This window comes from Paenibacillus sacheonensis (genome assembly GCF_009909195.1).
In the GTDB taxonomy this organism is placed as follows: Bacteria; Bacillota; Bacilli; order Paenibacillales; family Paenibacillaceae; genus Paenibacillus_Z; species Paenibacillus_Z sacheonensis.
This window is the reverse complement of record NZ_JAAAMU010000005.1, coordinates 286975-309960: the sequence shown is the minus strand read 5'-3', so window position 1 is coordinate 309960 and position 22986 is coordinate 286975. Positions and strand designations below refer to the sequence as shown.

Genomic DNA, 22986 nt, shown 5'->3' with positions numbered 1-22986 from the left:
CATTTTTGTTCGACTTTATGACTTGATGCCAAGCCGCAAAATTGCTATCATACTACATAAGCAAATTGAAGAGTGGAGTGAGTGTCCGTGACGAATCGCGCGTATAACTTTAATGCCGGACCGGCGGCTCTGCCGCTGGAAGTGCTGCAGCAAGCCCAACGGGAGTTTATCGATTATGCGGGAACCGGGATGTCCATTATGGAAATGTCCCACCGCAGCAGCGTGTTTGAAGGCGTAAACGACGGGGCGCAATCGCTGCTTCGTGAATTATTCGGCATTCCCAGCCATTATAAAGTATTGTTCCTGCAAGGCGGAGCCAGCACGCAGTTCGCCATGATTCCGATGAATCTGCTGACGCCGGGCAAAACGGCTGCGTTCGTGCATACGGGCAGCTGGGCTGAGAAGGCATATAAGGAAGCGAAACTGTTCGGATCGACGGCGATTGCCGCGACTTCGGAAGCCGACAAATTCAACCGTATTCCGGCATTGAGCGACATTCAGCTGCCTGCCGATACCGCCTACCTGCACATCACGTCGAATGAAACGATCGAAGGCACGCAATATGCGGCCTATCCCGATACGGGCGACGTTACGCTGATCGGCGACATGTCGAGCGATATCCTAAGCCGCCCGGTCGATGTGAGCAAATTCGGCATGATCTATGCCGGCGCTCAGAAAAACCTGGGACCTTCGGGCGTGACGATCGTTATCGTGCGCGAGGATTTGATCGCGGAAAGCCCGAAGACGATTCCGACCATGCTTCGTTACGACACGCATGCGAAGAACAATTCGCTGTATAATACGCCGCCGTCCTTCTCGGTCTACCTGGTCGGCCTGATGCTCCAATGGGTGAAAGAACGCGGAGGCGTCGCTGCCATGGAGCAGTTCAACCGCGACAAAACGAAGCTGATCTACGACACGATCGATCAAAGCGGCGGTTTCTACCGCGGTTTCGCCGACGTCGCCAGCCGTTCGTCGATGAACATCACGTTCCGTCTCGGTACGGAAGAGCTGGAGAAGCAATTCGCCAAGGAATCCGAGCAGCATGGCTTCGTCGGTCTGAAGGGGCATCGGAGCGTCGGGGGGCTGCGCGCATCGACGTACAATGCCGTGCCGCTGGAGAGCTGCAAGGCGCTTGCGGATTTCATGGGTGACTTTATGAAGCGTAACGGGTAGGGATAAGAGCATAGGGCTTAAGAGCATGACCTGCGGTCGGTTGGGTCTTCAATCGCTGTTGTAGTCGGATTTCTGGAATGGTACATTCAGAAATGGTAGAAATCCGACTACAAAGGCGACCACTTCGTTTTTCCGCCTCCAACCGACCTCCGGTCACTTTTGCCGCCGCGGCTCGACATTTCTTTTTTGGAAACATTTAAAGACCGCCGGTCCTCATTGGACGGCGGTCTTCTGATTGAAATGCTGTGAGCAAGAGCAAGAACTACGAGTAAGAGCTAAGAGCTTAACTTAATGTAAGAGCAAGAACTACGTGTAAGAGCTAAGAGCAAATGCTAGGCCCTAAGTACTATGCTAAGGCCTAAGGGCAAAAGCCAAGAGCCAGTTCCCTTTAAGCCAGCGACGAGTCTGCTGCGCTGCTTCCTGGGCCGGACAGCTTGTAGCCTACGTTGCGGACGGTCATGATATATTCCGGCGTACGGGCGTTTTTCTCGATCTTATCGCGAAGATGGCTGATATGGACGTCGACGATGCGCGTATCTCCGAGAAAATGATAGTCCCACACGCCATGCAGCAGCTGCTGGCGGCTGAGCACTTTGCCGCGGTGGCGGCATAAGAAGAGCAGCAGTTCGAATTCCTTCGGCGTCAGCTCGACCGCCTTGCCGTCGATTTGGACCTCGCGCTGCTCGGCCAAGACCGACATCCGTCCGATTTCGTGGACGACCATTTCCCGAGCGCCCGGCAGCGACTGGGTTCTGCGGAAGATGGCTTGAATGCGGGAAAGCAGCTCCTGAGGAGAAAACGGTTTCGTCATATAGTCGTCGGCGCCGTTGTCGAGTCCGGCAATTTTGTCCGTTATGTCCTGCAGGGCAGTCAGCATGATGATGGGCACGGCATTGTTTTGCTTACGAAGCTCCCGGCATACTTGGATGCCGTCCATCTTGGGAAGCATAAGATCAAGAACGATGAGATCGGGACGAAACGGCTTCAAGAGGTCGAATACGGCCTCCCCATCTTGGACGCAGCGGACTTCGTAGCCTGCAAGCTTCAAATTAAATTCCAGCAGCATGGAGATGGAAGGCTCGTCATCGACGATTAATATTTTTTTCTTCATCGTTATGATCTCCTTTTCTTGCAATGATACCTCTATTATGAAGGCGAAGTTTTCACAATAGATTAAACAAGCGTAAATGCTGTGTAAAAAATGTAGAGGAGTTAACAAAAAAATGGCTTTTCATATCGTGCTCGTCGAACCGGAAATTCCCGCGAACACCGGCAATATCGCGCGTACTTGCGCCGCTACCGGCACTATTCTCCATTTGGTGCATCCGCTTGGGTTCCGTACCGACGATAAAACGCTCAAACGCGCCGGCTTGGATTACTGGTACGCCGTGGATGTGCGCCATCATGATTCCTTCGAGGAGCTGAAGGCGGAGTTTCCGGGCGGCCGTTTCTTCTGCGCCAGTACCCGCAGTTCTAAGGTTTACTCCGAGCAAAGCTATAGGGACGGAGACTTCTTCGTCTTCGGAAAAGAGACCAAGGGCCTGTCGCAGTCGATTTTGGACGCGTATCCCGACACCTGCATTCGCGTGCCGATGACCGATAAGGTCAGATCGTTGAATTTGTCGAACTCGGCTGCGATCGTCGTTTTCGAGGCCTTTCGCCAATTAGGCTTCCCGGGATTGGAATAAAGGTAATTAATTCCAAACCACTTGCACAATATTAAGCAAATATAAATAAATGCAGGAATTGTTTCATGACTATCGAACCCTAAGTAGGATGCAAAACTGTCATCACGTGATAGCTTACAAATTGCGACTACAGGAGATGTGTAATTGTGAAACCGGCTGGCGTTGTTCGGAAAGTGGACCAACTCGGGCGAATTGTGCTGCCCAAATCCCTTCGGAAGAGATACCAAATGAACGAAGGGGATCCTGTCGAAATCTTAGTGCAGGGCGATCATATTATTTTGGAGCGCTATCGTCCGCGCTGTGTATTTTGTGGGGTGTTGGAGGACGTTCGGGGATTCAAGGAACGCTACCTGTGCGGCAAATGTATGGCTGAAATGGCCCAGTTGAAACAGTAATCGCGCGTGGGACAAATAAAAGAAGCTTTCGGCAGCTGCGGCGAGCAGCGGCTGAAAGCTTCTTTTTCATTCGGTTTTTACAGACCTTTGGTTTTATCGTCGTTGTAGGACGCCGTCATCATCGCGATCAAGAACAATGCGAAGACGGTAAGGACGATCAGAAAGTTAATTGTCATTCCTCTTACCCCCTAGGTTGCCGGTCTTTCGGCACGAATCTTGGCAAGCACTCCCCTCATTATACCCAACGAGCCGCGAAAAGAAAACGTTCAAAGTTGTGAACAAGTTGTTACGGCACGCGACTTGCACGTATACGCCAGTTCGAAATCGCGCATGGTAAATCGAACATGATCATGAACTTAAGCGAATTCCGTTCCGCCTGAGCCCGCCGCTGCGTAACATGTGACAATAGGCAGCTGAGGAGGGAAGGCGGATGAAAAGTCGGAATGTACGCCGGGCGGAAGGGCTGGGAACCGCTTCGTTGGCGGATTTATTAAAGCAAGCCGGGCAGGAGGAGTTCATTTCGTTCGCAGGCGATATGCCGGCGGATGATTGTCTTCCGCGCGAAAGAATCATGGCGGCGCAAATAGCGGAACCTGCCCGTGAAGCCGAAGACGTTGGCTCGTCCGTTCCGGGATCGTCCCATGGCCAATTGTCTATTTTAGAACGGTTATGCGCCTTCATGGCGGTCCGCGGAATCGCGGCCGATCCATCCAATACGCTGCTGACGACGGGAATGCAGCAGACCGTGCAGCTTATTGCCCGGTCGCTGTTAGAACCCGGAGATACGGTGCTCGTCGAAAATCCGACGCAGCCGGCCGTATTGCGGGCTTTCCTCGCGCGCGGACTTCAAGTCGTGCCGGTACCGGGCGACCGGGAAGGTCTCCTGATCCCTGAAGCCGAACGCCTCATGCAGCAGCATCGACCTAAGCTCATCTATGTCATGCCGAGCCTGGGGGACCCCGATTCCAGGCTGTGGAGCGAGGATCGGCGCGTCGCTCTGCTTTCGTTAAGCCGGCGAATGGGCGTGACGATATGGGAAGACAATCGCTATGGAGAGCTGCTGTTCCCGCATGACTCGGATAGCGCGCCTGCCTCCCTGTATGAATTGAATGCCGGGCGCGAACGGGATGGCGTTCTTTATACAGGGTCGTTCTCGGCTTTGCTTGGGCCGTCGTTTCCCGCTGGCTGGATCATCAGCAGTCGTGGGACTGCCGCTCAACTGGCTGCAGCGCAGCAATCACTCGAGCATAAGGACTCAGGAGAGAGCACGGCGTACCGGACATTCCGGACACTGGAACGCGTACTAGACGAATGTGATTTGGTCGAGCAGGTACGCATCGTTAGGATGTCCTATTTCGAAAAAATGCAGCGCACGAAGGCCTTGCTTCGCGGCCATAACCTAAACGGCGTCTCGTGGAAGGAGCCAAAGGGGGGCATGTTTCTATGGGTGGAGCTGCCCGAGGGGCTGGATGCGGAAGCCTTGCTTCGCAGCGCTGCGGCAAAACAGGTCACGTTCGAAACAGGCGCCTCGTTCTACGCAAAAGACCCGCAGAACAACCATGTCCGGCTCACGTATTCGAATATGCCGGAGGAACAATTGAAATCCGGCATTGACCGGTTCGCCGAAGCGGTGCGCGAGTTTCTCGCACGCTCATCACCCTGATCCGGGGGCAGACAGACAATCAACGGACAGACAATCAACAGTTAGACACGCAACCGCAAGAAGACCGGAATCCGATTCGTCGGGTTCCGGTCTTCTTCGTCCTGCGTTTATTATTCGCCGTCCTGCATGCCGGTTTGATTGTCCTCGCATGGCAAGCCGCCTGGCCGATTAGACTTTGAGCGTAAACTGTCCGTCGCGGATTTCCAGCGGGGCGCATTCGAGCTGCTCGCCGGGAATGTTCGTCGACTCGCCGGTAGCGAGATCGAAGCACCAATAATGCAGCGGACAGATCAGCTCGTTCAGGTGGGGACGGACCATGCCTCCCGCATGCGGGCAAATCGCCGATATTAAATTGTACCGCTGCGGCTCGTCGTCTTTACGCGGGGCTTCCACAATGAAAAACGGGTTATTGTCCACATTGACGGCAGCGGGGAAAGCCGCGAAATCGTTTACGCTGCCGATGATTTTGACGGGTTGTTGTTCGCTCATGGTCTAATGATCTCCTTTATAGATGAGTTCGGCTTCGGCGACGGTCTGTGCGGCCGCTCGTTTCTGGTGCCAGGCGGTTAAGATGTCCGCGTGCTGCTCCACGGCCTTCGCGCCTTCGGGCTTCACGCTGTACAAACCTCTGGCCACGCGTTGAAACCAGCCGTAGTAATCCTTCTGCATAAAATGCGCAGCCCGCGGAATTTCGGTGAGCACTGCGGCTTCTCGGGGCGACAGGCTGCCGTGCTCCACGAGCGCCCAAGCGATGCGCAGGGCTTTCTCCCGATAAGCGGTTACAAGTTTGCGGCCGGAACTGCCGCCCGTATTGTAGTCGCCGCTTCGTTCGCGGAATTCGGTCAGCAGCCTCGCCTGCCGGGCGCGCCGCTGTCCTCGGACCGGCGGGTCTCCGGGCTGGCAAAGCATCTCCAGTACAGGCGGCTTCGTTTTGAAGAAGGTGACGGTCATAAGACCAAGGCCCAGCATGCGGCACAGCTCGGTCAAGTCCCCGAAGCGTTGGTTGTGGGCGCCGGCCTTCTTCCGATTGCGCTCGACGGCCAGAATGACGCTGCCGTTCAGACGCAGTCGTTCCACGCCTTGCAGGAGCAGGGCGAGGTTGAACGTTTTCTTCATTTCAACTAGCAGCGTATCTCCCGTATCGGGATGAATCGCGACCAAGTCGCAGTGCATGATCTCGCTCTTGACTTCATAGCCCTGCGCTTGGAAGTACGTTTTGATCGGCTTGTACAGCTCGGTCTCGTGTTGGACGGCCAATTCCCGCCCTCCCTTCAACGGAGATTCTTTGGCGATTATAACATATTCAAGCCCGGCCCTCAGCTATATTTGGGAATGACATCGGCTGTCATAGATTTCTTCGGACTCCGAGCACGGAAAAAGTCGATTTTTCTTCTGCTTCGACATTTCGGCGCAGAGGTGGAAAAGCGTTGGCGCAGCGGGCTTTCCAAGCGATCGGACGGCGGCGCGATGCCTGTTCGCTTCCGCGAAGCGCGTTTCGATTTTGTAAAAGAACCGCTTAACGAAGGCGGTTTTTGTTGAAAACTTGTTTAAATTATTGGGCAACTTCCTTTACGAAAGCGCATAGGATTGTATTACTTCAATAAAAAATGCCGGGCAGCTTTAGATGGTGGGAAAACGTTCGAATGCCGCCCACGACCCGCATGGCAGAGGCAGCTAGGAACACCGGGATGGACGAGAGGAGGTACGGCATGGATATTTTGAAACGGATTTCGGAGTACAAGGCGGAAAGCGAGAAGCTGGCTTGGCAGGGCTCTTTCAAGGATTACATCGAGCTGCTGAAACAGGATCCAACTCCAGCCATGACTGCGCATGCTCGTGTCTATGACATGATTGAGTCGTTTGGGGTGGTTGAAGACAGTAGCGGAACGAAGAAATACAAGTTTTTCGAACAAGAAATATTCGGCTTGGATCGTGCCGTTGAGAAACTGGTAGAGGAATACTTTCATTCATCGGCCCGTCGGCTCGATGTGAGAAAACGGATCTTGCTGCTCATGGGTCCCGTCAGCGGCGGGAAGTCCACGATCGTTACCATGCTCAAACGAGGACTGGAACAGTTCTCGCGTACGCACAAAGGTTCAATCTATGCCATTAAAGGCTGCCCGATGCACGAAGAACCGCTTCATCTGATTCCGAATGAGCTCCGGGCGGAAGCGGAACGCGAGCTCGGCGTCCGCATCGAAGGCAATCTATGTCCTTCCTGCCAAATGCGGTTGAAGACGGAGTTCGGCGGCGAGATCGAGAACGTACAGGTGGAACGGGTGCTCGTATCGGAGGAGAACCGCGTGGGCATCGGGACGTTCAGTCCTTCCGATCCGAAGTCGCAGGATATCGCCGATCTGACGGGCAGCATCGATTTCTCGACCATTACGGAATTCGGTTCCGAGTCGGATCCGCGGGCTTACCGCTTCGACGGGGAGCTCAACAAAGCGAACCGGGGTCTGATGGAGTTCCAGGAAATGCTGAAGTGCGACGAGAAGTTCTTATGGAATTTGCTGTCGCTGACGCAGGAGGGTAATTTCAAGGCGGGCCGGTTCGCGCTCATATCGGCGGATGAGCTCATCATTGCGCATACGAACGAGACGGAGTACAAATCGTTCATTGCGAACAAGAAGAACGAAGCGCTTCAATCACGGATGATCGTCATGCCGATTCCGTATAACCTGAAAGTATCCGAGGAAGAGAAAATCTACAATAAGCTGATCGGTCAGAGCGACATGAAGCATATCCATATCGCGCCGCATTCCCTGCGCTCGGCAGCCATCTTCTCCATCCTGACCCGGCTCAAGGAAACGAAGAAGCAGGGCATGGATCTCGTGAAGAAAATGCGCATGTACGACGGCGAGGAAGTGGAAGGCTACAAGGAAGCCGACCTGAAGGAAATGCAAAGCGAGTACATCGAAGAGGGCATGTCGGGGATCGATCCGCGTTATGTCATCAACCGGATATCCAGCGCCTTAATCAAGCAGGACCTGCAGTGCATCAATGCGCTCGACGTGCTGCGCGCGCTTAAGGACGGCCTGGATCAGCATCCTTCCATCACCAAGGAAGAACGCGAACGATATTTAAACTTCATCTCCGTCGCGAGAAAAGAATACGACGGCTTGGCGAAGAAGGAGATCCAGAAGGCCTTCGTCTACTCCTTCGAAGAGTCGGCGAGGACGCTGTTCGAGAACTACCTCGACAACATCGAGTCCTACTGCAACTGGGCCAAAATCAAGGATCCGCTCACGGGCGAAGAGATGGATCCGGACGAACGGCTCATGCGTTCCATCGAGGAGCAGATCGGCGTGTCCGAGAATGCGAAGAAGGCGTTCCGGGAAGAAATCCTGATTCGGATCTCGTCCTACTCGCGCAAAGGCAAGAAGTTCGATTACTACAGCCACGAGCGGCTGCGCGAAGCCATCGAGAAGAAGCTGTTCACGGATTTGAAGGATATCGTCAAAATCACGACGTCCACCAAAACGCCGGACGAGAAGCAATTGAAGCGGATTAACGAGGTGTCCAAACGCCTGATCGACGAGCATGGCTATTGCCCGGTCTGCGCCAACGAACTGCTTCGTTATGTCGGCAGCCTGTTGAATCGCTAATCGCGTAGTGAAAAGCATGACCTGCGGTCGGAATGGGTTTCCAAACGGTCCATTCCGATCTCCGGTCACTTTTCGCCGCAAATCCGAACAAAACGGGCCTTCCAACATGCAACGCAGCACGCGATTATTCGCATGCTGCGTTTTTTCGTCGTGCTGGCTATTGCGGTTCAACTGGTTTAAGATAAGAAATATTTCTTGGCGTAAACCTACTGGAGGAATGAGAGGATGTACCGGTTGTTGATTACCGACGATGAGACGATCATCGTGGACGGTCTATTTGAAATGTTCAGCGAGTATACGGAATCCATGGAATTGGAATTGTACCGCGCCTATTCCGGCGACGAGGCGATTAAGCGGCTCCATACGACACAGATCGATATTCTGCTTACGGATATACATATGCCGGGCATATCCGGGCTTGAAGTGCTGAGACAGGCCAAATCGATTTGGGCGCACTGCAAAGTGATTATGCTGACCGGATACAATGAGTTCAAATATATTCAGGAAGCCGTTCGTTCGGGCAGCATCGAATACGTCCTCAAGACCGAAGGCGATGCCAAGATCGTGCAAGCCGTGGAGAAGGCGTGTCTGGCGCTGAAAGAAGAGTGGCAGCTCAACGAGTTGATCGTGAAGGCAAAGGACAGCATGAGCCTTGCGCTGCCTATGCTGCGTAAAGCGTTCTTGATGGAATGGCTGGAAGGCGCGCGAACGGCCGCCGAGATTCGGGAGGAGCAGCTGGCGGAAATGCAAATTCCGCTGCGGCAGGGCCAACCGGTGCTGCTTGTCACGGGCAAGGTCGACCAGTGGCGCACCGGGATGTCGCTCGCGGACAAGGAATTGCTGCTCTTCGCGATTGACAATATCGCGGAGGAATATTTGCGCGCGCGGCTGCATGTCGTGCAAGTCAAATACGAAAGCGATCAGTGGGTATGGCTGCTGCAATCCCGCGATCCCGCGGATGACGATAGCATGGAACGTTTCGTCTACGGGAGCTTAGAGATGACGCAGAAGCAAGCGGATCAACTGTTGAAGCTTAGCGTATCCTTTCTGATCGGCTCGAAGGAAACGGATTGGAACAAGCTGCCCGAAGCGTATTATCGCATGAAATGGCAGATCAGCTATGGCATCGGAATGGGCAGAGAGATGATGCTGCATGAATTCGGACCTTCCCCTTCGACCATCGAACAAGAAAATGATGACGAGGGCCCAAACAGAAGTCAGTATTTCGGACCGGATCTGAAAAAACTGGAATCGTATCTCGAGAGCGGCTCCGAAGAAGCATTCCGGCAGCATATGGCTGCGTTCCTGGACAAGCTGCCGGATTGGAACGAGCGTCATACGTTCACGGTTCAGGAGATATTTCTGGCGTTGTCCTCCATGTTCATGACCTGCATGAACCGCTCAGGATTGACGCACTCGATAGGACGCCGGATCGATCTCGGCAAATGCGTGGAATTGAAATCGTTCGCGGACTGGAAGGGCGTAGCGGATTACTTCCTGCAGATTGCCGCGCATTATTTCCTGCTGCGCAACCAATCCGAGTTCTCGCCGTACCGGGATGTTATCCAAACGATCGAAACCTATGTCCACGCGCATATTGCCGAGGATTTATCGCTTACCCGGATGGCGGAGATCGTTTATTTGAACCCGTACTATTTGTCTCGTTTATACAAGAAGCTGTCGGGCATCACGCTTACTGACTACGTCATCCACGTCCGCATGGAGAAAGCGAAGGAGCTGCTGCGCGGGACGAACTTGAAAGTGAACGAAATCGCGCAGGAAATCGGCTTTGAATCGCCTGCGTATTTCACTAGATTTTTCAAACGGGTCGCGAAAATGACACCGATCGAATACCGGGAGCGATAAGCATGACAAACGGAGGGGCACCATTGAAACAGGAACGGCGGTTGAAGCTATCCATTTATTCTAAGATCGTATTCGTCTTCTTGCTTGTTATCGTTCCGATCTGCACGATGAGTCTCGTCATTAATCAGAAGGGGATGAAGAGCGTTAAGGGCGAGCTGTCCAAGCAGCTGGAAGTCGGCGTTCAAAATTTCATGGAGACGTTCGCGAACGAGCTTGCGTCGATGAGCAAGCATCAGCAGGAGTTTATTTTGGACAAGGATTTGATGAACATCAGCTTCGGCGGTACCATGATCAAACCTTACGAGATGTCGCAGCGCATGCTGTATATCGAGGAGAAGCTGGGAATGATTCAAGACTCCAGCACGTTGATTCGAAATGTTAGCGCATACATACCGATCCTTGACCGCGATATTTCCACGCTTGGCAACGTATCGACATTGCCCGCCGAAGAGTACGACATGGTTATGAAAGCTGCAAGAAGCAGCGCATCCAAGGTTGTGGAGTGGCAGGGGAGATTGTTCATCGTGCTGCCTTATCCTTCGCTCGCCCTCTACGACCTGGACCCTTCTTATGCGCTCAGCATCGAGCTCGGCGTGGATACGCTGAAGCAGGAGCTGTCGCAATTTACGAAATACGGCAACGGGGGCTATGTGTTATGGAACGACGAACAGAGCTGGTCCGTAACGAGCGAGCAGGACAGTCAGCTGGTTGATGCGATTCAAGCTTCCTTGCGCACGAAGCATAACGGTCACACGCTCTCGGGCGTATACCCTTATCGGTATAACAAGACCGATTACATTGTGGTGCACCAGTATGTCCCGGGCTCGGACATGACTTTAGCTGTTTACGTTCCGGAGGAAGAGGTTCTTGGTCAGCTGTCCGTGTATGGGAACTGGTTCTGGATTATCTCGATTTTGTCGGTATTCGTCATTCTCTTCTTCTCTGCTTGGATCTATCGGCAGATCCATCGTCCGATGAGCCAGCTTGTACGTTCGCTGCGCAAGGTCGAGAACGGCGTGCTGGAGAAGATGCCGGTTACCCGCAGAGCCGATGAGTTCTCTTATCTGTATACCCAGTTCAATTCCATGGTGGATCAGCTGAATGTGTTGATTCATCAGGTGTACGAGCAGCGAATCCGTTCGCAGAGCTCGGAATTGAAGCAGCTGCAGTCGCAGATCAATCCTCATTTTCTGTACAACACGTATTTCACGCTGTATCGGCTTGCCAAGATTCATGATATCGACAAGGTCATTTTGTTCTGCGAGTATTTAGGCAACTATTTTCAATACATTACCCGTACCGGAGCCGAATCGGTGTCCATCGAGATGGAGCTTCAGCACTCCAGAGCCTATACGGATATTCAGGGGATCCGGTTCTCCGAACGGATTGCGGTTTCCTTCAATGAGTTCCCGGCTGAAATGGCAGAACTGAAGGTACCGCAATTGTTCCTTCAGCCGATTCTAGAAAATGCGTATAATCACGGCCTCGAGAACATGTTGAGTGCAGGCAAGATCAACGTCACGTTGAAGTCGACGGAGCTCTTCCATCAAATCATCGTGGAGGATAATGGCCAAGAGCTGTCGGAAGAGGTTATCGAAGAGCTGCGGAATAAGCTGCGGTATCGGGGCGATGCGCTGGAGACTACCGGACTGATCAACGTCCATCGGCGCATCCAATTATTTTATGGGAACGGAAGCGGGATCGAGCTCAAGCGCAGCGAGCTTGGCGGACTTCAGGTCACGGTTCATATAAGCCGCAGCGCTGTCTAGGCCGCGACGATCGAGCAGAGCCGAGCAAGTATGCCTTACGTGCAGCTAAGCTGGAATGGATTATGATTCGACATGAAAAGACAAAAAGTCATCAGAAGTCAACGAATGTGCAATTGTGAATCTGTTTCTTTGCGTCGCTGTTCCCCATAATAAGAGATGTGCAAGAGCAATTCATACCGACAGGGGGAAAACGTGTTGACTAGAACAAAGAAAACAGGATCAGTGCTTCTGACTGCCCTGGTTGGCATGATGGTGATTACATCTGCTTGCTCGGACAACAAGAACAACAATCAAGGAAATGCAGCCGAACAGACACCGGCAGCGGGAAATAATGCGACGGGGACCAATGATGCTCCGCCGGCGGATCCGATGGCCAAGTATGATCCGCCGATCGAACTGACGACGGTGGCATTCGAAGGCGAGAAACCGGAGTATCCGGCAGGCGATAGCATTGACAACAACATATGGACGAGAGCGTATGCCAGCGACCTCGGCATCAATGTCAAAAACCTGTGGGTAGCGGCGAATACGCCAGAGGTGCGAGACCAGAAGATGAGCGTTACGATCGCTTCCGGCAACTTGCCGGATGTCATGCACGTGACGGCGCGCGAGATGCAGATGTTGATCGAATCCGGTCAAGTCGAGGATTTGACGGATGTGTACGATCAATACGCCTCCGAAGGCGTTAAGAACATCATGAGTTACAACGGCGGCATTATTCTGGATGCTGCATCATACAAAGGCAAACTAATGGCGCTTCCGGATACGACGCAAGGCGGCGGCACCGATGGCGCGCCGATGATCTGGGTGCGGACGGACTGGCTGGACAAGCTGAAGCTGTCCCCGCCGAAGACGATGGACGATGTTATGAAAATCGCGACCGCGTTCACGAACGACGATCCGGATGGCAACGGCAAGAAAGATACGTTCGGCATGGCGCTCGACAAAAATATATATGACGGCTTCGCCGGCGTGCAAGGATTCTTCAGCGCTTATCATGCTTATCCGTTCAATGTGAATGTCAGCATGTGGCAGAAGGACGAAGCGACCGGCAAACTGGCTTACAGCGGAATTCAGCCTCAAGTCAAGAATGGCTTGATCGCCTTGAACCAAATGTTCAAGCAAGGCTTGATCGATCCGGAATTCCCGGTCAAAGACGGCAACAAGGTCGCAGAGACGGTAACTTCAGGCAAAGTAGGGCTGATGTTCGGTCAGTTCTGGAACGCCTCTTGGCCGCTTAACGATTTGAAGAAAGCAGACAACAAGTCCGAATGGATGCCATATCCATTGGTATCCGCAGATGACCAGCCGGCCAAATCGTACGTTGAAACGCCGGTGCCGAGCATGTACTACGTCGTCAAGAAAGGCTACGACCATAAAGAAGCCGTCGTGAAAATGCTGAATTATTATTACGATAAAATTTACGGCGAGCACGCGGAGTCCGATAAGTTCCATACCGTCACGGAGAACGGCAAGAAAATTCAAGTGTTCGGCTCGGCAACGATTCAAACCTTCACGATGGATACGAACGTGAAAGCGCACGAGCTTGTGACGGAAGCGCTGAAAACCGGCGATACGTCCAAGTTGAACGACGAATTCCTCGGCTACTACACGCAGATGAAGGAAGCGACGGCAGGAACGAATCTGACCGGCTGGTACTTGAATCCGATTTTCGGCGAGAACGGCGCTTACGAAGTACTGAAGAACTACAACGCCAACAATCTCATCTTATCCAACGAGTTCTATGGATCGCCGACGCCTACGATGATCGAGAAAGGCGCGTTCCTGAAACAGCAGGAAATCGAAGCCTTCACGAAAATCATCATGGGCGCGGCGCCTGCGGATGATTTCGATAAGTTCGTCGAGAACTGGAAGCAGCTCGGCGGCGACAAAATTACGGAAGAAGTCAATGAGTGGTACGCCACCAAAAGCAAATAGCCGAGGGGAGGGACTCCCTTCCCTTTTTTTATTGCCGATGAAGGAAGGAGTCTGAAACGCTATGTTGAAGTTGATGAAGAAAGAGCTGCCGCTCCATTTGATGGTTTGGCCGGCACTGGTCATTGTGCTTATCTACAGCTATGGGCCGATGCTCGGCATCGTCATTGCGTTCCAGAAATACGTGCCGGCCATGGGATTCTTCAAGTCCAAATGGGTAGGCTGGGATAATTTCGAATATTTGCTGCACTTGCCGAACATTTGGCAGGTCGTCGGCAATACCATCTATATTTCCGCGATGAAAATCATTGCCGGTCTCATCGTTCCGATCGTCGTGGCGCTGCTGCTCAACGAGGTTCGCATCCATGCCTTCAAACGATCGGTCCAAACGCTGGTCTATCTCCCGCATTTCCTATCTTGGGTTATTCTCGGCGGCATTGTCGTCGATCTGTTATCCCCGTCCACGGGGCTCGTCAATCAATTGATCTCTTGGTTCGGCGGCAAGCCGATCTTCTTCGTCTCCAACAATCACTGGTTCCCGTTCATTCTGGTCTCGACGGACATTTGGAAGGAATTCGGTTTTAGCACGATCGTGTACCTGGCTGCACTAACGTCGATTAACCCTGCCTTGTACGAGGCTGCGGTGATGGACGGAGCCAACCGTATGCGCCAAACCTGGCATATTACGCTTCCCGGCTTGCTGCCCGTTATCATTTTGATGGCTACGCTCAGCCTGGGGAACGTGCTCAATGCGGGATTCGACCAGGTGTTCAACCTCTACAGCCCTGTCGTTTACCAATCCGGCGACATTCTCGATACGCTCGTGTATCGCCTTGGCCTGATCGATTATCAATATAGCGTCGCAACCGCAGTCGGACTGTTGAAGTCTATCGTTTCACTCATATTTATGGCAGGTTCCTATGTATTGGCTTATCGTTTCGCCAATTACCGCATATTCTAGCCGCCTGGGAGGGGTACAGCATGGTTCGTTATAAAAGTTCAAGCCGCCGGCTGTTCGAAATCGGCAATTATGCGGTTCTCGCGCTCATTTCGGTGCTTTGCTTTTTTCCGATCGTTCATATTCTCGCGATTTCGTTCAGCTCCAGCAGCGCGGCTACGGCAGGGAAGGTCGGACTGTGGCCGGTAGGCTTCAACATGAAGTCCTACTCCTTCGTTATCAGCCAGCCGGCATTTCTGAAGTCGCTCGGTGTCACGCTGCAGCGTTTATTGCTCGGCGTGCCGATCAATATGCTCTTGGGCGTGCTGGCTGCCTATTCCTTGTCCAAGGAAACGAAGGATTTCCGTTTTCGGACGGTTTACGTATGGCTGTTCGTGCTCACGATGCTGTTCGGCGGCGGTCTTATACCGACCTATATGATCGTCATGAAGACCGGTCTGCTCGATTCGATCTGGGGGCTCGTCATTCCAAGCGCCGTCAACGTGTTCAATGTCGTGCTGATCCTCAACTTCTTTCGCGGCCTGCCGAAGGAACTGCTGGAAGCTTCCTTCATGGACGGTGCGAACCATTGGAAAACGTTGATGCGCATCGTGATTCCGGTATCGCTGCCGGTGCTCGCCACGGTGACGCTGTTCACGGTCGTGTTCCATTGGAACGAATGGTTCTCCGGGTTGATTTATATGAATTCTCCGCAGAAATACCCGCTGCAAAGCTACATGCAGACGGTTATTGTCAACAAAGATTTCACGCGGCTGTCCGTGGCCAATCTGACGCTGCTCGCCGAAGTGTCGGACCGCACGGTAAAGGCAGCGCAAATTTTCCTTGGCACGCTGCCGATCCTGCTCGTCTATCCTTTTATTCAGCGTTACTTCATGGGCGGCATCGTCATGGGAAGCGTCAAAGAATAACGTTAGCATGCATTCCTTCACTATAAGGAGATGGGACGATGAACGTAGGAATTGCTTATTACCCCGAGCATTGCGAGCCGCGGCGCTGGGCCGTCGATTACCGGTTGCTGGCGGATGCGGGGATTACGATGATCCGCATCGCGGAGTTTGCTTGGTCGGCGATGGAGCCTTCCGAGGGGCAGTATGATTGGAAATGGCTGGACGATTCGATTGCGCTTGCCGCCGAATACGGCATTGGGGTCGTGCTCTGCACGCCGACCGCTTGTCCGCCGATCTGGCTGACGGAGCAGTATCCGGAGGTGCTGCCGGTTCATAAGAACGGGCAGGCCGTGACCTTCGGTGCCCGCCAGCATCGTTCGTACCATTCTCCGAAGTATTTGGAGCATTCTTGCCGCATCGTGGAGAAAATGGCGGAACGGTACGGCGCACATCCCAACGTGCTGGCCTGGCAGCTTGATAACGAATATGGCGGGGAAGTCAAATATGATTTCGGTCCCTGCGCGAAACAAGCTTTCCATCGGTATTTGGAAGACCGGCATGGAACGATCGAGGCACTGAATGCAAGCTGGGGGACGATCTTCTGGTCCCAGCGCTACGATCGCTTCGATCAGATTCCGCTGCCTGCGCCGATTCAGTCGGATCTCATGATGTGGCATCATCCCAGCCTGGAGCTGGAATTCGCGCGCTTCTCCTCCAACGGGATCGTGGAGTTCGCACGCGCTCAAACCCGTATCTTGCGGAAGTATACCGGCGACCGCCCGATTACGACCAATGCGTTCATGTTCAGCTGGGGCGACAACGTGAACTGGGCGGAACTATTCGCCGAGCTGGACGTTGCCGGCGTCGATATTTACAGCGGCGATGAGTATGAAATCGCCTTCTACTGCGATGCCGCGCGCGGCGCGCTTGCGCGTCCGTTCTGGATCATGGAGTTCGGCGCCAGTTCGCCGGAGCTGGATCGGAAGCTGGAGCTCGTAAGTCAGCGGGGCTGCAGTCAATTCTTCTTGTTCAAAATGAAGCCGTTCCCTTGGGGCCAGGAACAGGCCCAGGGCCGTGGCGAGCTGCTTACGATTACGGGCGAGCCGGCCCGCAATTACGGCGTGGTGCAGCAATATACGAGACAATTAGATACGAAGAAACAAGAGGCGAAGTATCAAGATCCCCAACCGACAGGTGCTCCCGGATCGGCAGATCCCGGCCGTTCTGCGGCTAAGCTCGCGTTGTATTATCATTTCGACAGCTCATGGTGCTATCAATTGTCCGTCGGCGACCGGCTTCACTATCCCGACTACGTCGTCAAAACGGTGTATCGCAGCATGTACGAAGCACATGACGGCCTGATCGATGTGCTGTATTCGGCGGATCAACTCGGGGAACACGAGGTCGTTGTCATTCCGCTGCATACGATTTATGACGCAGCGCTCGAGGAACGGCTGATTGCGTACGTGCACGCAGGAGGCAAGCTCGTTGTGACGGCAGATCTCTTCCGCAAAAATCAACATAATGTGTATCTCGCCGAGGTGCCGCGTTTATTCCGCGAGCTGTTGGCATGGCAGCCGAACAACTTCATTCTAGATGCCATAGATACGCGTCAGAGCATATTGATTGCGCATGAATACGGGGCGGGCGGAACCTGGGTCGTCCCAAGAGATGCATCGAACGAAGAATGGCTTGAAACGATGGCGGTTGTGCTTAAGGCATAACCGCGTTTTTCTATTTCGATGCTCTCTGGAGCTGGGCGGATTATTATCACCGGCGCGATTTTTACGAATCCGACGACGGTTTGAAATGGGCGCTTCGTACGGACCGTTCGGTTCGGTGACGATCGACCGTCAAGCCAAGGAATCGTGCGCCGCGATGGCGCGCTTATTCGGCTGCGAGCTTCCCGGCTGAACGAATGCGGCGCAGCGGAAAGAAGGCATCAAAGGATAAGGGAAATCCGATAAAGGACATTATTGGACCATAGAGGGGGGCGTATAATAGGCATTGAATCAAACTCGAACATTGGAGGAGGAGATTTGATGATGAAGGCTTTATCGTCGTTTCTGTCTGTTTGCCTGGTTGTTGCATGCTTGGTTATCCTCGCGCCCGGTCAAAAGGCATATGCAGCGGAAACGAAAATTACGGTCAGCGCCGCGATGGTCATCAATGAAAGCGCTAACGGTAATCCGGCACTGCTGTTCGACGAGCAGGCCGCCGCCGGCGACCCGGCAAACGGGAGCGGCGGCAGCCCGACCACGCCGTGGTTCGGCGGATGGTCGCCTTCGAATTACCCGCTGTACGCGTACATCGATCTCGGACAGAATTACAATCTTTCCAACGTTTATCTGTACGACAGCTACAGCACGGGAAGTTTTAACGTATCGGCCGGCAGCCCGGGGAACTGGACGGCGCTGTTCACGGATCCGCTTGTCGGGTACATGACGTGGAACGCCCATCCGGTATCGGTGACGACGAGGTATGTTCGCGTCAACTTGGTCAGCGGCGGCGACGTAGACGAAATCGTGCTTTACGGCACGCCGGCAGGCGGCAGCGATACGACCGCCCCGGGAGCGACGTCGAATTTGTCGGCGGGATCGGCCGCTTCCACGTCCGTGCAGCTGACATGGACAGGAGCGGGCGATGACGGTTCGACGGGGACGCCTGCAAGCTATGACGTGCGTTACAGCACGGCGGCGATTACATCGGCGAACTGGGCAAGCGCGGCGCAAGCGACCGGAGAGCCGGCGGCCGCTGCTGCGGGAACGAGCAGATCGTTCACCGTGAACGGCCTTTCGCCAAGCACCACGTACTATTTTGCTTTGAAAACGTCCGACGAGGTGCCGAACGTTTCCGCGCTGTCCAATGTGGCGAGCGCAGCCACGACGGCGGCGACCGGAACATCCGGCAAAATCGCGATAACGCCTTCCATGTATTTGAATGAATCCGGGTACGGAGATCCATCGGCGCTGACCGACGAGCAGACCATTGCAGGAGACCCCAAGAACGGCACCGGCGGTTCTCCGACGCATGGCTGGGATCTCGGTTATAACTCGCTGTACCAGCCGGGCAGCGCGGTCATCGATCTGGGGACTAATTATGCGCTCTCTAATTTCTATATTTATGACTCGACCGGTTCGGGCAGCGTCAAAGTGCTTACCGGGACGCCGTTCAGCTGGAATCTGCAATTCACCGATCCGATGACGACGTACAATGGCTGGAACGCGCATGCGCTGGCGGTGACGACCCGCTACATCCAGATCATCGTTGATCCGGGCGCGTCGCTGCCGGAAATCGTCGTATACGGCACGGCGCTCGGCACGCCGGCCGCGCCGCCGGCACCGGTCGCCCAGACGCTGCCGACGATGGATCAGCTGATCGGCATTAATGCGTTCATCGATGATCCGCTCGATAAGATGAAGGTCGCCGGATTCGTCCGGGAATACCACAATTGGCAGTGGGACGAAGGGGACCTCTGGCCATTCGGAACGATCGCCACGGGCTATCCGGGCTATCCGAACAACCAAAATAAATTCGCTCCGAGCTGGGGCGGCGGCGGCGGCTGGAACTTCGACACCTATTACAGCGGCTTGAAGGCGGCCGGCATTACGGCATCTCCCGTATTGACCTGCAGCGCCAGCTGGCTTACGCTCGGACAATGCGACAAGCCGATCAAGAACGGATCGGGCAGAGATCCGCTTCTGCCGACTTCCTATATTGAACATGCCGACCATATGTATCAAATGGCCGCCCGTTACGGCAGCACGGCCGTTGCGGACGGCAAGCTGAAGCTGGCTTCCGGCCAGCCTCGCAGCACGGGCCTGAACACGGTGAAGTATTACGAGGACTGGAATGAACAGGATGGGTGGTGGTCCGGACGCGCGCCGTATTTCAACGCCTACGAATATGCCGCAATGGCGAGTGCCGACTATGACGGCCATCAAGGCACGATGGGCACGACGGCAGGAATCAAGAATGCGGATCCGAATGCCAAGATGGCGATGGGCGGATTGGCAAATCCTACGCTGGATACGATCAAAGCGATCAAGTTCTGGTCGGATTTCAAACGCGGCGGCAGCGTACCGTTCGATGCGCTCAATATCCACCACTATTCCTCGAACGGCAGCGCGGGTATCAGCCCGGAAGCGGACGATCTAAAGGGAAGGCTCGCCGAATTGACGGACTACCGCAACCGTTACATGCAGGGCAAGGAAGTATGGATCTCGGAATTCGGTTATGATACGAATCAGGGCTCGCCCGTTCACGCGCCGAGCATCGGAACGACTTCCCAATACGAGACTCAAGCGAATTGGCTGGTGCGTTCTTATCTTGCGGCAGCGGCAGCGGGCGTCGATAAAGCGGCCATGTATATGCTGAGGGATGTCGATGCCAACGATGCGACGCAATACGCGAGCAGCGGACTGGTCACCAGCCAGGCAACGGGACAGACGCCCAAGATCTCCTGGTATTATGTCTATACGTTGAAAAACCAGCTGACGGGCATGCGTTATGCTGGCGAGCAATCCTCCGGGAACGGCAACGTGAAAATCTATAAATTCAAGAGCGCGACGGGCAATAACGGCGCTTACGTCATTTGGAGCCCGACGGCGAGCAATACGACCGTGAACGGCTATCAACTAAGTCTGGATGGAACGGCAAACGCGGCTTCGCAGGTCTCGATGGCGAACGGGGATACCGACGGGGTCTCGTCGAGTCTATCGATCGCTTCCAATAAAGTGACGGTTAACGTAAGCGAACGCCCGCTCTTCGTGCTCGTCAATCATATCTCTTAAGCCATCCGCCTCCGGGAATCGGCAAGCCGAAAGCCGCGACACTTCGATGTCGCGGCTTTTGCTGTTGGTGAGCATAAGGAGACAATATGATATAATGGGAACATAAGTTCTTATTCTCTTGGAGGGGTGTTGAACATGCAGTTATTTTTGTTGAATGAGGACGGAGAATCCGTATGGGTGAATATCGAAGAGATTTGCCTGATTGCGCCAACGGCCGCAGGTCCGGCGTTCACCGCCGCGAACGGAGCGCTGTACCGGTTTCCGCATACGATGGAGCAGCTCGTCCAACATTTTGCCGGTTATGGTTTCGATCGGCTTGACCGCAATGCCGTCGTCAATATGGATGCGGTCAAAGGCTATGATCCCGTGCAGCGCAAGGTGTATTTCGATCTGCCCGAGAACCGGGGAGACGAGGGGCTGTACGCCACGGTTTCGGGCGCGAACGTGGATAAAGTAAAACATATGATCATCCGCGAAAGCGCGTGCCAGCGTTCGGCGTATTCCGCTGCGTGATGCCGCATAGGATAGGAGAGCGCAATATGGGCAGGGCGAGAGTGGCCCTATGAAAACGGGATATTCCGCGCTGTTGACTCGGATTTGCAATTCTTTGATTTACTCGTCCTTTACATGTCATTAAAGTTGACGCGAGGGGTGGGATTGAGTATGATTTAAGTAAGAATCAGCCAAAAATACTTGAATTTCCTGTAGAAGTTTGTTGAAAACTGACATGTAATTGACAACTGATGGTTTTGGAGGCGGTAATCATGTCGATGGCGATGCAATCACAATTCCACTCTTACGATTCACAATCGTTTTACGATGAAATGTTCGATAGGGACCTGTCCGTAAGGCCGCATTACGAGGGAGTCCATCGAACGTTCGCCCGCATGAAACCGTCGGAATTGGCTGCGCGGCATGCCGCGATTCAACAGCGGATGCTGGAGGAAGGAATCACGTTTACGCTGTATGCCCAAAACCAGAGCGAGCCGCTCGAACGCACGATCCCCTTCGATTACATTCCCCGCATCATCCCCAGGCACGAATGGGAAACCGTCGAGAAAGGCATGAAACAGCGCGTAAAAGCGTTGAATGCATTCCTGCGCGATATCTACCATGAACAAGCGATCGTACAAGACGGCATTATCCCGCGGGCGATGATCGTCGGAAATAAATATTTCCGCCCCGAGATGGCAGGGCTCCATGTGCCGCAGAACGTCTATATGACGACGTCGGGCATAGATTTAATTAGAGACGAGGAGGGCCGTTACTTCGTGCTGGAGGATAATCTGCGCACGCCATCCGGATTTTCCTACCTATACAAAGGGAGAGGGCTGATGACCGAGCTGTTCTCCGAACTCTACCTGTCCAGCGCGGTATCGGATATCGAGCGCAGCTTGAATGTTTTCCTCCGTTCGCTTCGCAGTCTTGCTCCTTCCGGCAAACGCAATCCGCTTATCGTCCTGTTGACGCCCGGCGCCTACAACTCCGCGTATTTCGAGCATGCTTTCCTTGCCCAGCAAATGGGGATTCATCTCGTAGAGGGACGAGATCTCGTCTACAAGGATCATAAGATTTATTTGCGGGAATTGAGCGGACTGCGTCAGGTCGATGTGATCTACCGGCGCTTGGACGACGATTATTTGGATCCGCTTGCGTTCCAGGGGGACTCGCTGCTTGGCGTGCCCGGACTGATGAACGCTTATCGGGCGGGCAATGTCGCGATCGCCAACGCGCCCGGTACCGGCGTCGCAGACGATAAAGCAATTTATGCGTACGTGCCGGAAATGATTCGTTATTATTTGAACGAGGAACCGATCTTGCATAATGTACCGACCTATATCCTGTCGCGCAAGGAAGACAGGGAATACGCGCTTGCTCACTTGGATCAGCTGGTCGTCAAGGAAACCTCGCTCTCCGGAGGTTATGGGATGCTTATCGGCCCGGCGGCAACGCAGAAGGAAATCCACGCGTTCGCGGATGCGATCCAGCGCGATCCGGGCCGCTATATCGCCCAAACGACGATGAAGCTGTCGCGGGCTCCGGTCATGCTCGGCGGTGCCATGCAGCCGCGGCATATCGATTTGCGCGTATTCGTCCTGATGGGCGATTCGCAGATGCATGTCATTCCGGGCGGTCTGACGCGCGTCGCCCTGCAGGAAGGCTCGCTCGTCGTCAATTCGTCGCAGGGCGGCGGCGTTAAGGATACATGGGTGCTCAGTCGTTAAGGAAGATGAACGGAGGGATGAAC

The 22986-nt window shown here is 54.0% G+C and carries 17 protein-coding genes; 14 read left to right on the top strand and 3 right to left on the bottom strand.

The window, feature by feature from the left end; translation table 11 throughout:
• The first annotated feature begins 87 nt into the window (after positions 1 to 87).
• Positions 88 to 1176, top strand: coding sequence for a 3-phosphoserine/phosphohydroxythreonine transaminase (gene serC / locus GT003_RS12010; protein ID WP_161697857.1), 1089 nt, complete (start codon positions 88 to 90; stop codon positions 1174 to 1176).
• Positions 1177 to 1564: 388 nt separating this feature from the next.
• Here serC and GT003_RS12005 read toward each other — a convergent pair whose 3' ends face one another.
• Positions 1565 to 2287: a response regulator transcription factor gene (locus tag GT003_RS12005; RefSeq protein WP_161697855.1), complete on the bottom strand. Its 723-nt coding sequence runs from the start codon at positions 2285 to 2287 to the stop codon at positions 1565 to 1567.
• A gap of 112 nt (positions 2288 to 2399) precedes the next feature.
• On the opposite strand from GT003_RS12005, the gene trmL reads away from it, so the two are divergent.
• From trmL to GT003_RS11990, 3 genes are all read left to right on the top strand, one after another.
• On the top strand, positions 2400 to 2864 hold the full coding sequence (gene trmL, locus GT003_RS12000) for a tRNA (uridine(34)/cytosine(34)/5-carboxymethylaminomethyluridine(34)-2'-O)-methyltransferase TrmL (RefSeq protein ID WP_161697853.1): 465 nt from the start codon (positions 2400 to 2402) through the stop codon (positions 2862 to 2864).
• A gap of 146 nt (positions 2865 to 3010) precedes the next feature.
• The gene (locus GT003_RS11995) at positions 3011 to 3259 is read left to right on the top strand and encodes an AbrB/MazE/SpoVT family DNA-binding domain-containing protein (RefSeq protein WP_161697851.1); all 249 of its coding nucleotides are present in this window, start codon (positions 3011 to 3013) and stop codon (positions 3257 to 3259) included.
• 430 nt (positions 3260 to 3689) lie between these two features.
• Complete coding sequence (locus tag GT003_RS11990) at positions 3690 to 4922, top strand: aminotransferase-like domain-containing protein (protein WP_161697849.1); 1233 nt, start codon at positions 3690 to 3692, stop codon at positions 4920 to 4922.
• 168 nt (positions 4923 to 5090) lie between these two features.
• On the opposite strand, the gene GT003_RS11985 is transcribed toward GT003_RS11990, so the two are convergent.
• The gene (locus GT003_RS11985) at positions 5091 to 5411 is read right to left on the bottom strand and encodes a Rieske (2Fe-2S) protein (protein WP_161697847.1); all 321 of its coding nucleotides are present in this window, start codon (positions 5409 to 5411) and stop codon (positions 5091 to 5093) included.
• A 3-nt stretch (positions 5412 to 5414) separates the two neighbouring features.
• Complete coding sequence (locus GT003_RS11980) at positions 5415 to 6179, bottom strand: DUF2161 family putative PD-(D/E)XK-type phosphodiesterase (protein WP_161697845.1); 765 nt, start codon at positions 6177 to 6179, stop codon at positions 5415 to 5417.
• 452 nt (positions 6180 to 6631) lie between these two features.
• Between GT003_RS11980 and GT003_RS11975 the strand changes: the two genes are divergently transcribed.
• The 10 genes from GT003_RS11975 to GT003_RS11930 all read left to right on the top strand — a co-directional run bounded on the left by GT003_RS11975 (position 6632) and on the right by GT003_RS11930 (position 22963).
• Positions 6632 to 8530 (top strand): PrkA family serine protein kinase, encoded by a 1899-nt coding sequence (locus GT003_RS11975; protein WP_161697843.1) that lies wholly within the window; start codon positions 6632 to 6634, stop codon positions 8528 to 8530.
• A gap of 225 nt (positions 8531 to 8755) precedes the next feature.
• Positions 8756 to 10396, top strand: coding sequence for a response regulator transcription factor (locus tag GT003_RS11970; RefSeq protein ID WP_161697841.1), 1641 nt, complete (start codon positions 8756 to 8758; stop codon positions 10394 to 10396).
• A 23-nt stretch (positions 10397 to 10419) separates the two neighbouring features.
• Entirely contained in the window at positions 10420 to 12165 is a 1746-nt protein-coding gene (locus GT003_RS11965; RefSeq protein ID WP_161697839.1) for a sensor histidine kinase, read from the top strand.
• Positions 12166 to 12360: 195 nt separating this feature from the next.
• The gene (locus tag GT003_RS11960) at positions 12361 to 14103 is read left to right on the top strand and encodes an extracellular solute-binding protein (protein WP_161697837.1); all 1743 of its coding nucleotides are present in this window, start codon (positions 12361 to 12363) and stop codon (positions 14101 to 14103) included.
• Between the two features lie 61 nt (positions 14104 to 14164).
• Positions 14165 to 15061, top strand: a complete 897-nt coding sequence (locus GT003_RS11955; RefSeq protein WP_161697835.1) for an ABC transporter permease — start codon at positions 14165 to 14167, stop codon at positions 15059 to 15061.
• A 20-nt stretch (positions 15062 to 15081) separates the two neighbouring features.
• Positions 15082 to 15966: a carbohydrate ABC transporter permease gene (locus tag GT003_RS11950; protein WP_161697833.1), complete on the top strand. Its 885-nt coding sequence runs from the start codon at positions 15082 to 15084 to the stop codon at positions 15964 to 15966.
• A gap of 38 nt (positions 15967 to 16004) precedes the next feature.
• Positions 16005 to 17669, top strand: a complete 1665-nt coding sequence (locus GT003_RS11945; protein ID WP_161697831.1) for a beta-galactosidase — start codon at positions 16005 to 16007, stop codon at positions 17667 to 17669.
• A 318-nt stretch (positions 17670 to 17987) separates the two neighbouring features.
• Positions 17988 to 20738, top strand: a complete 2751-nt coding sequence (locus GT003_RS11940) for a fibronectin type III domain-containing protein (RefSeq protein WP_161697829.1) — start codon at positions 17988 to 17990, stop codon at positions 20736 to 20738.
• A gap of 135 nt (positions 20739 to 20873) precedes the next feature.
• Complete coding sequence (locus GT003_RS11935) at positions 20874 to 21251, top strand: LytTR family transcriptional regulator DNA-binding domain-containing protein (RefSeq protein WP_161697827.1); 378 nt, start codon at positions 20874 to 20876, stop codon at positions 21249 to 21251.
• A gap of 251 nt (positions 21252 to 21502) precedes the next feature.
• Positions 21503 to 22963, top strand: a complete 1461-nt coding sequence (locus tag GT003_RS11930) for a circularly permuted type 2 ATP-grasp protein (RefSeq protein ID WP_161697825.1) — start codon at positions 21503 to 21505, stop codon at positions 22961 to 22963.
• Positions 22964 to 22986: the final 23 nt, after the last annotated feature.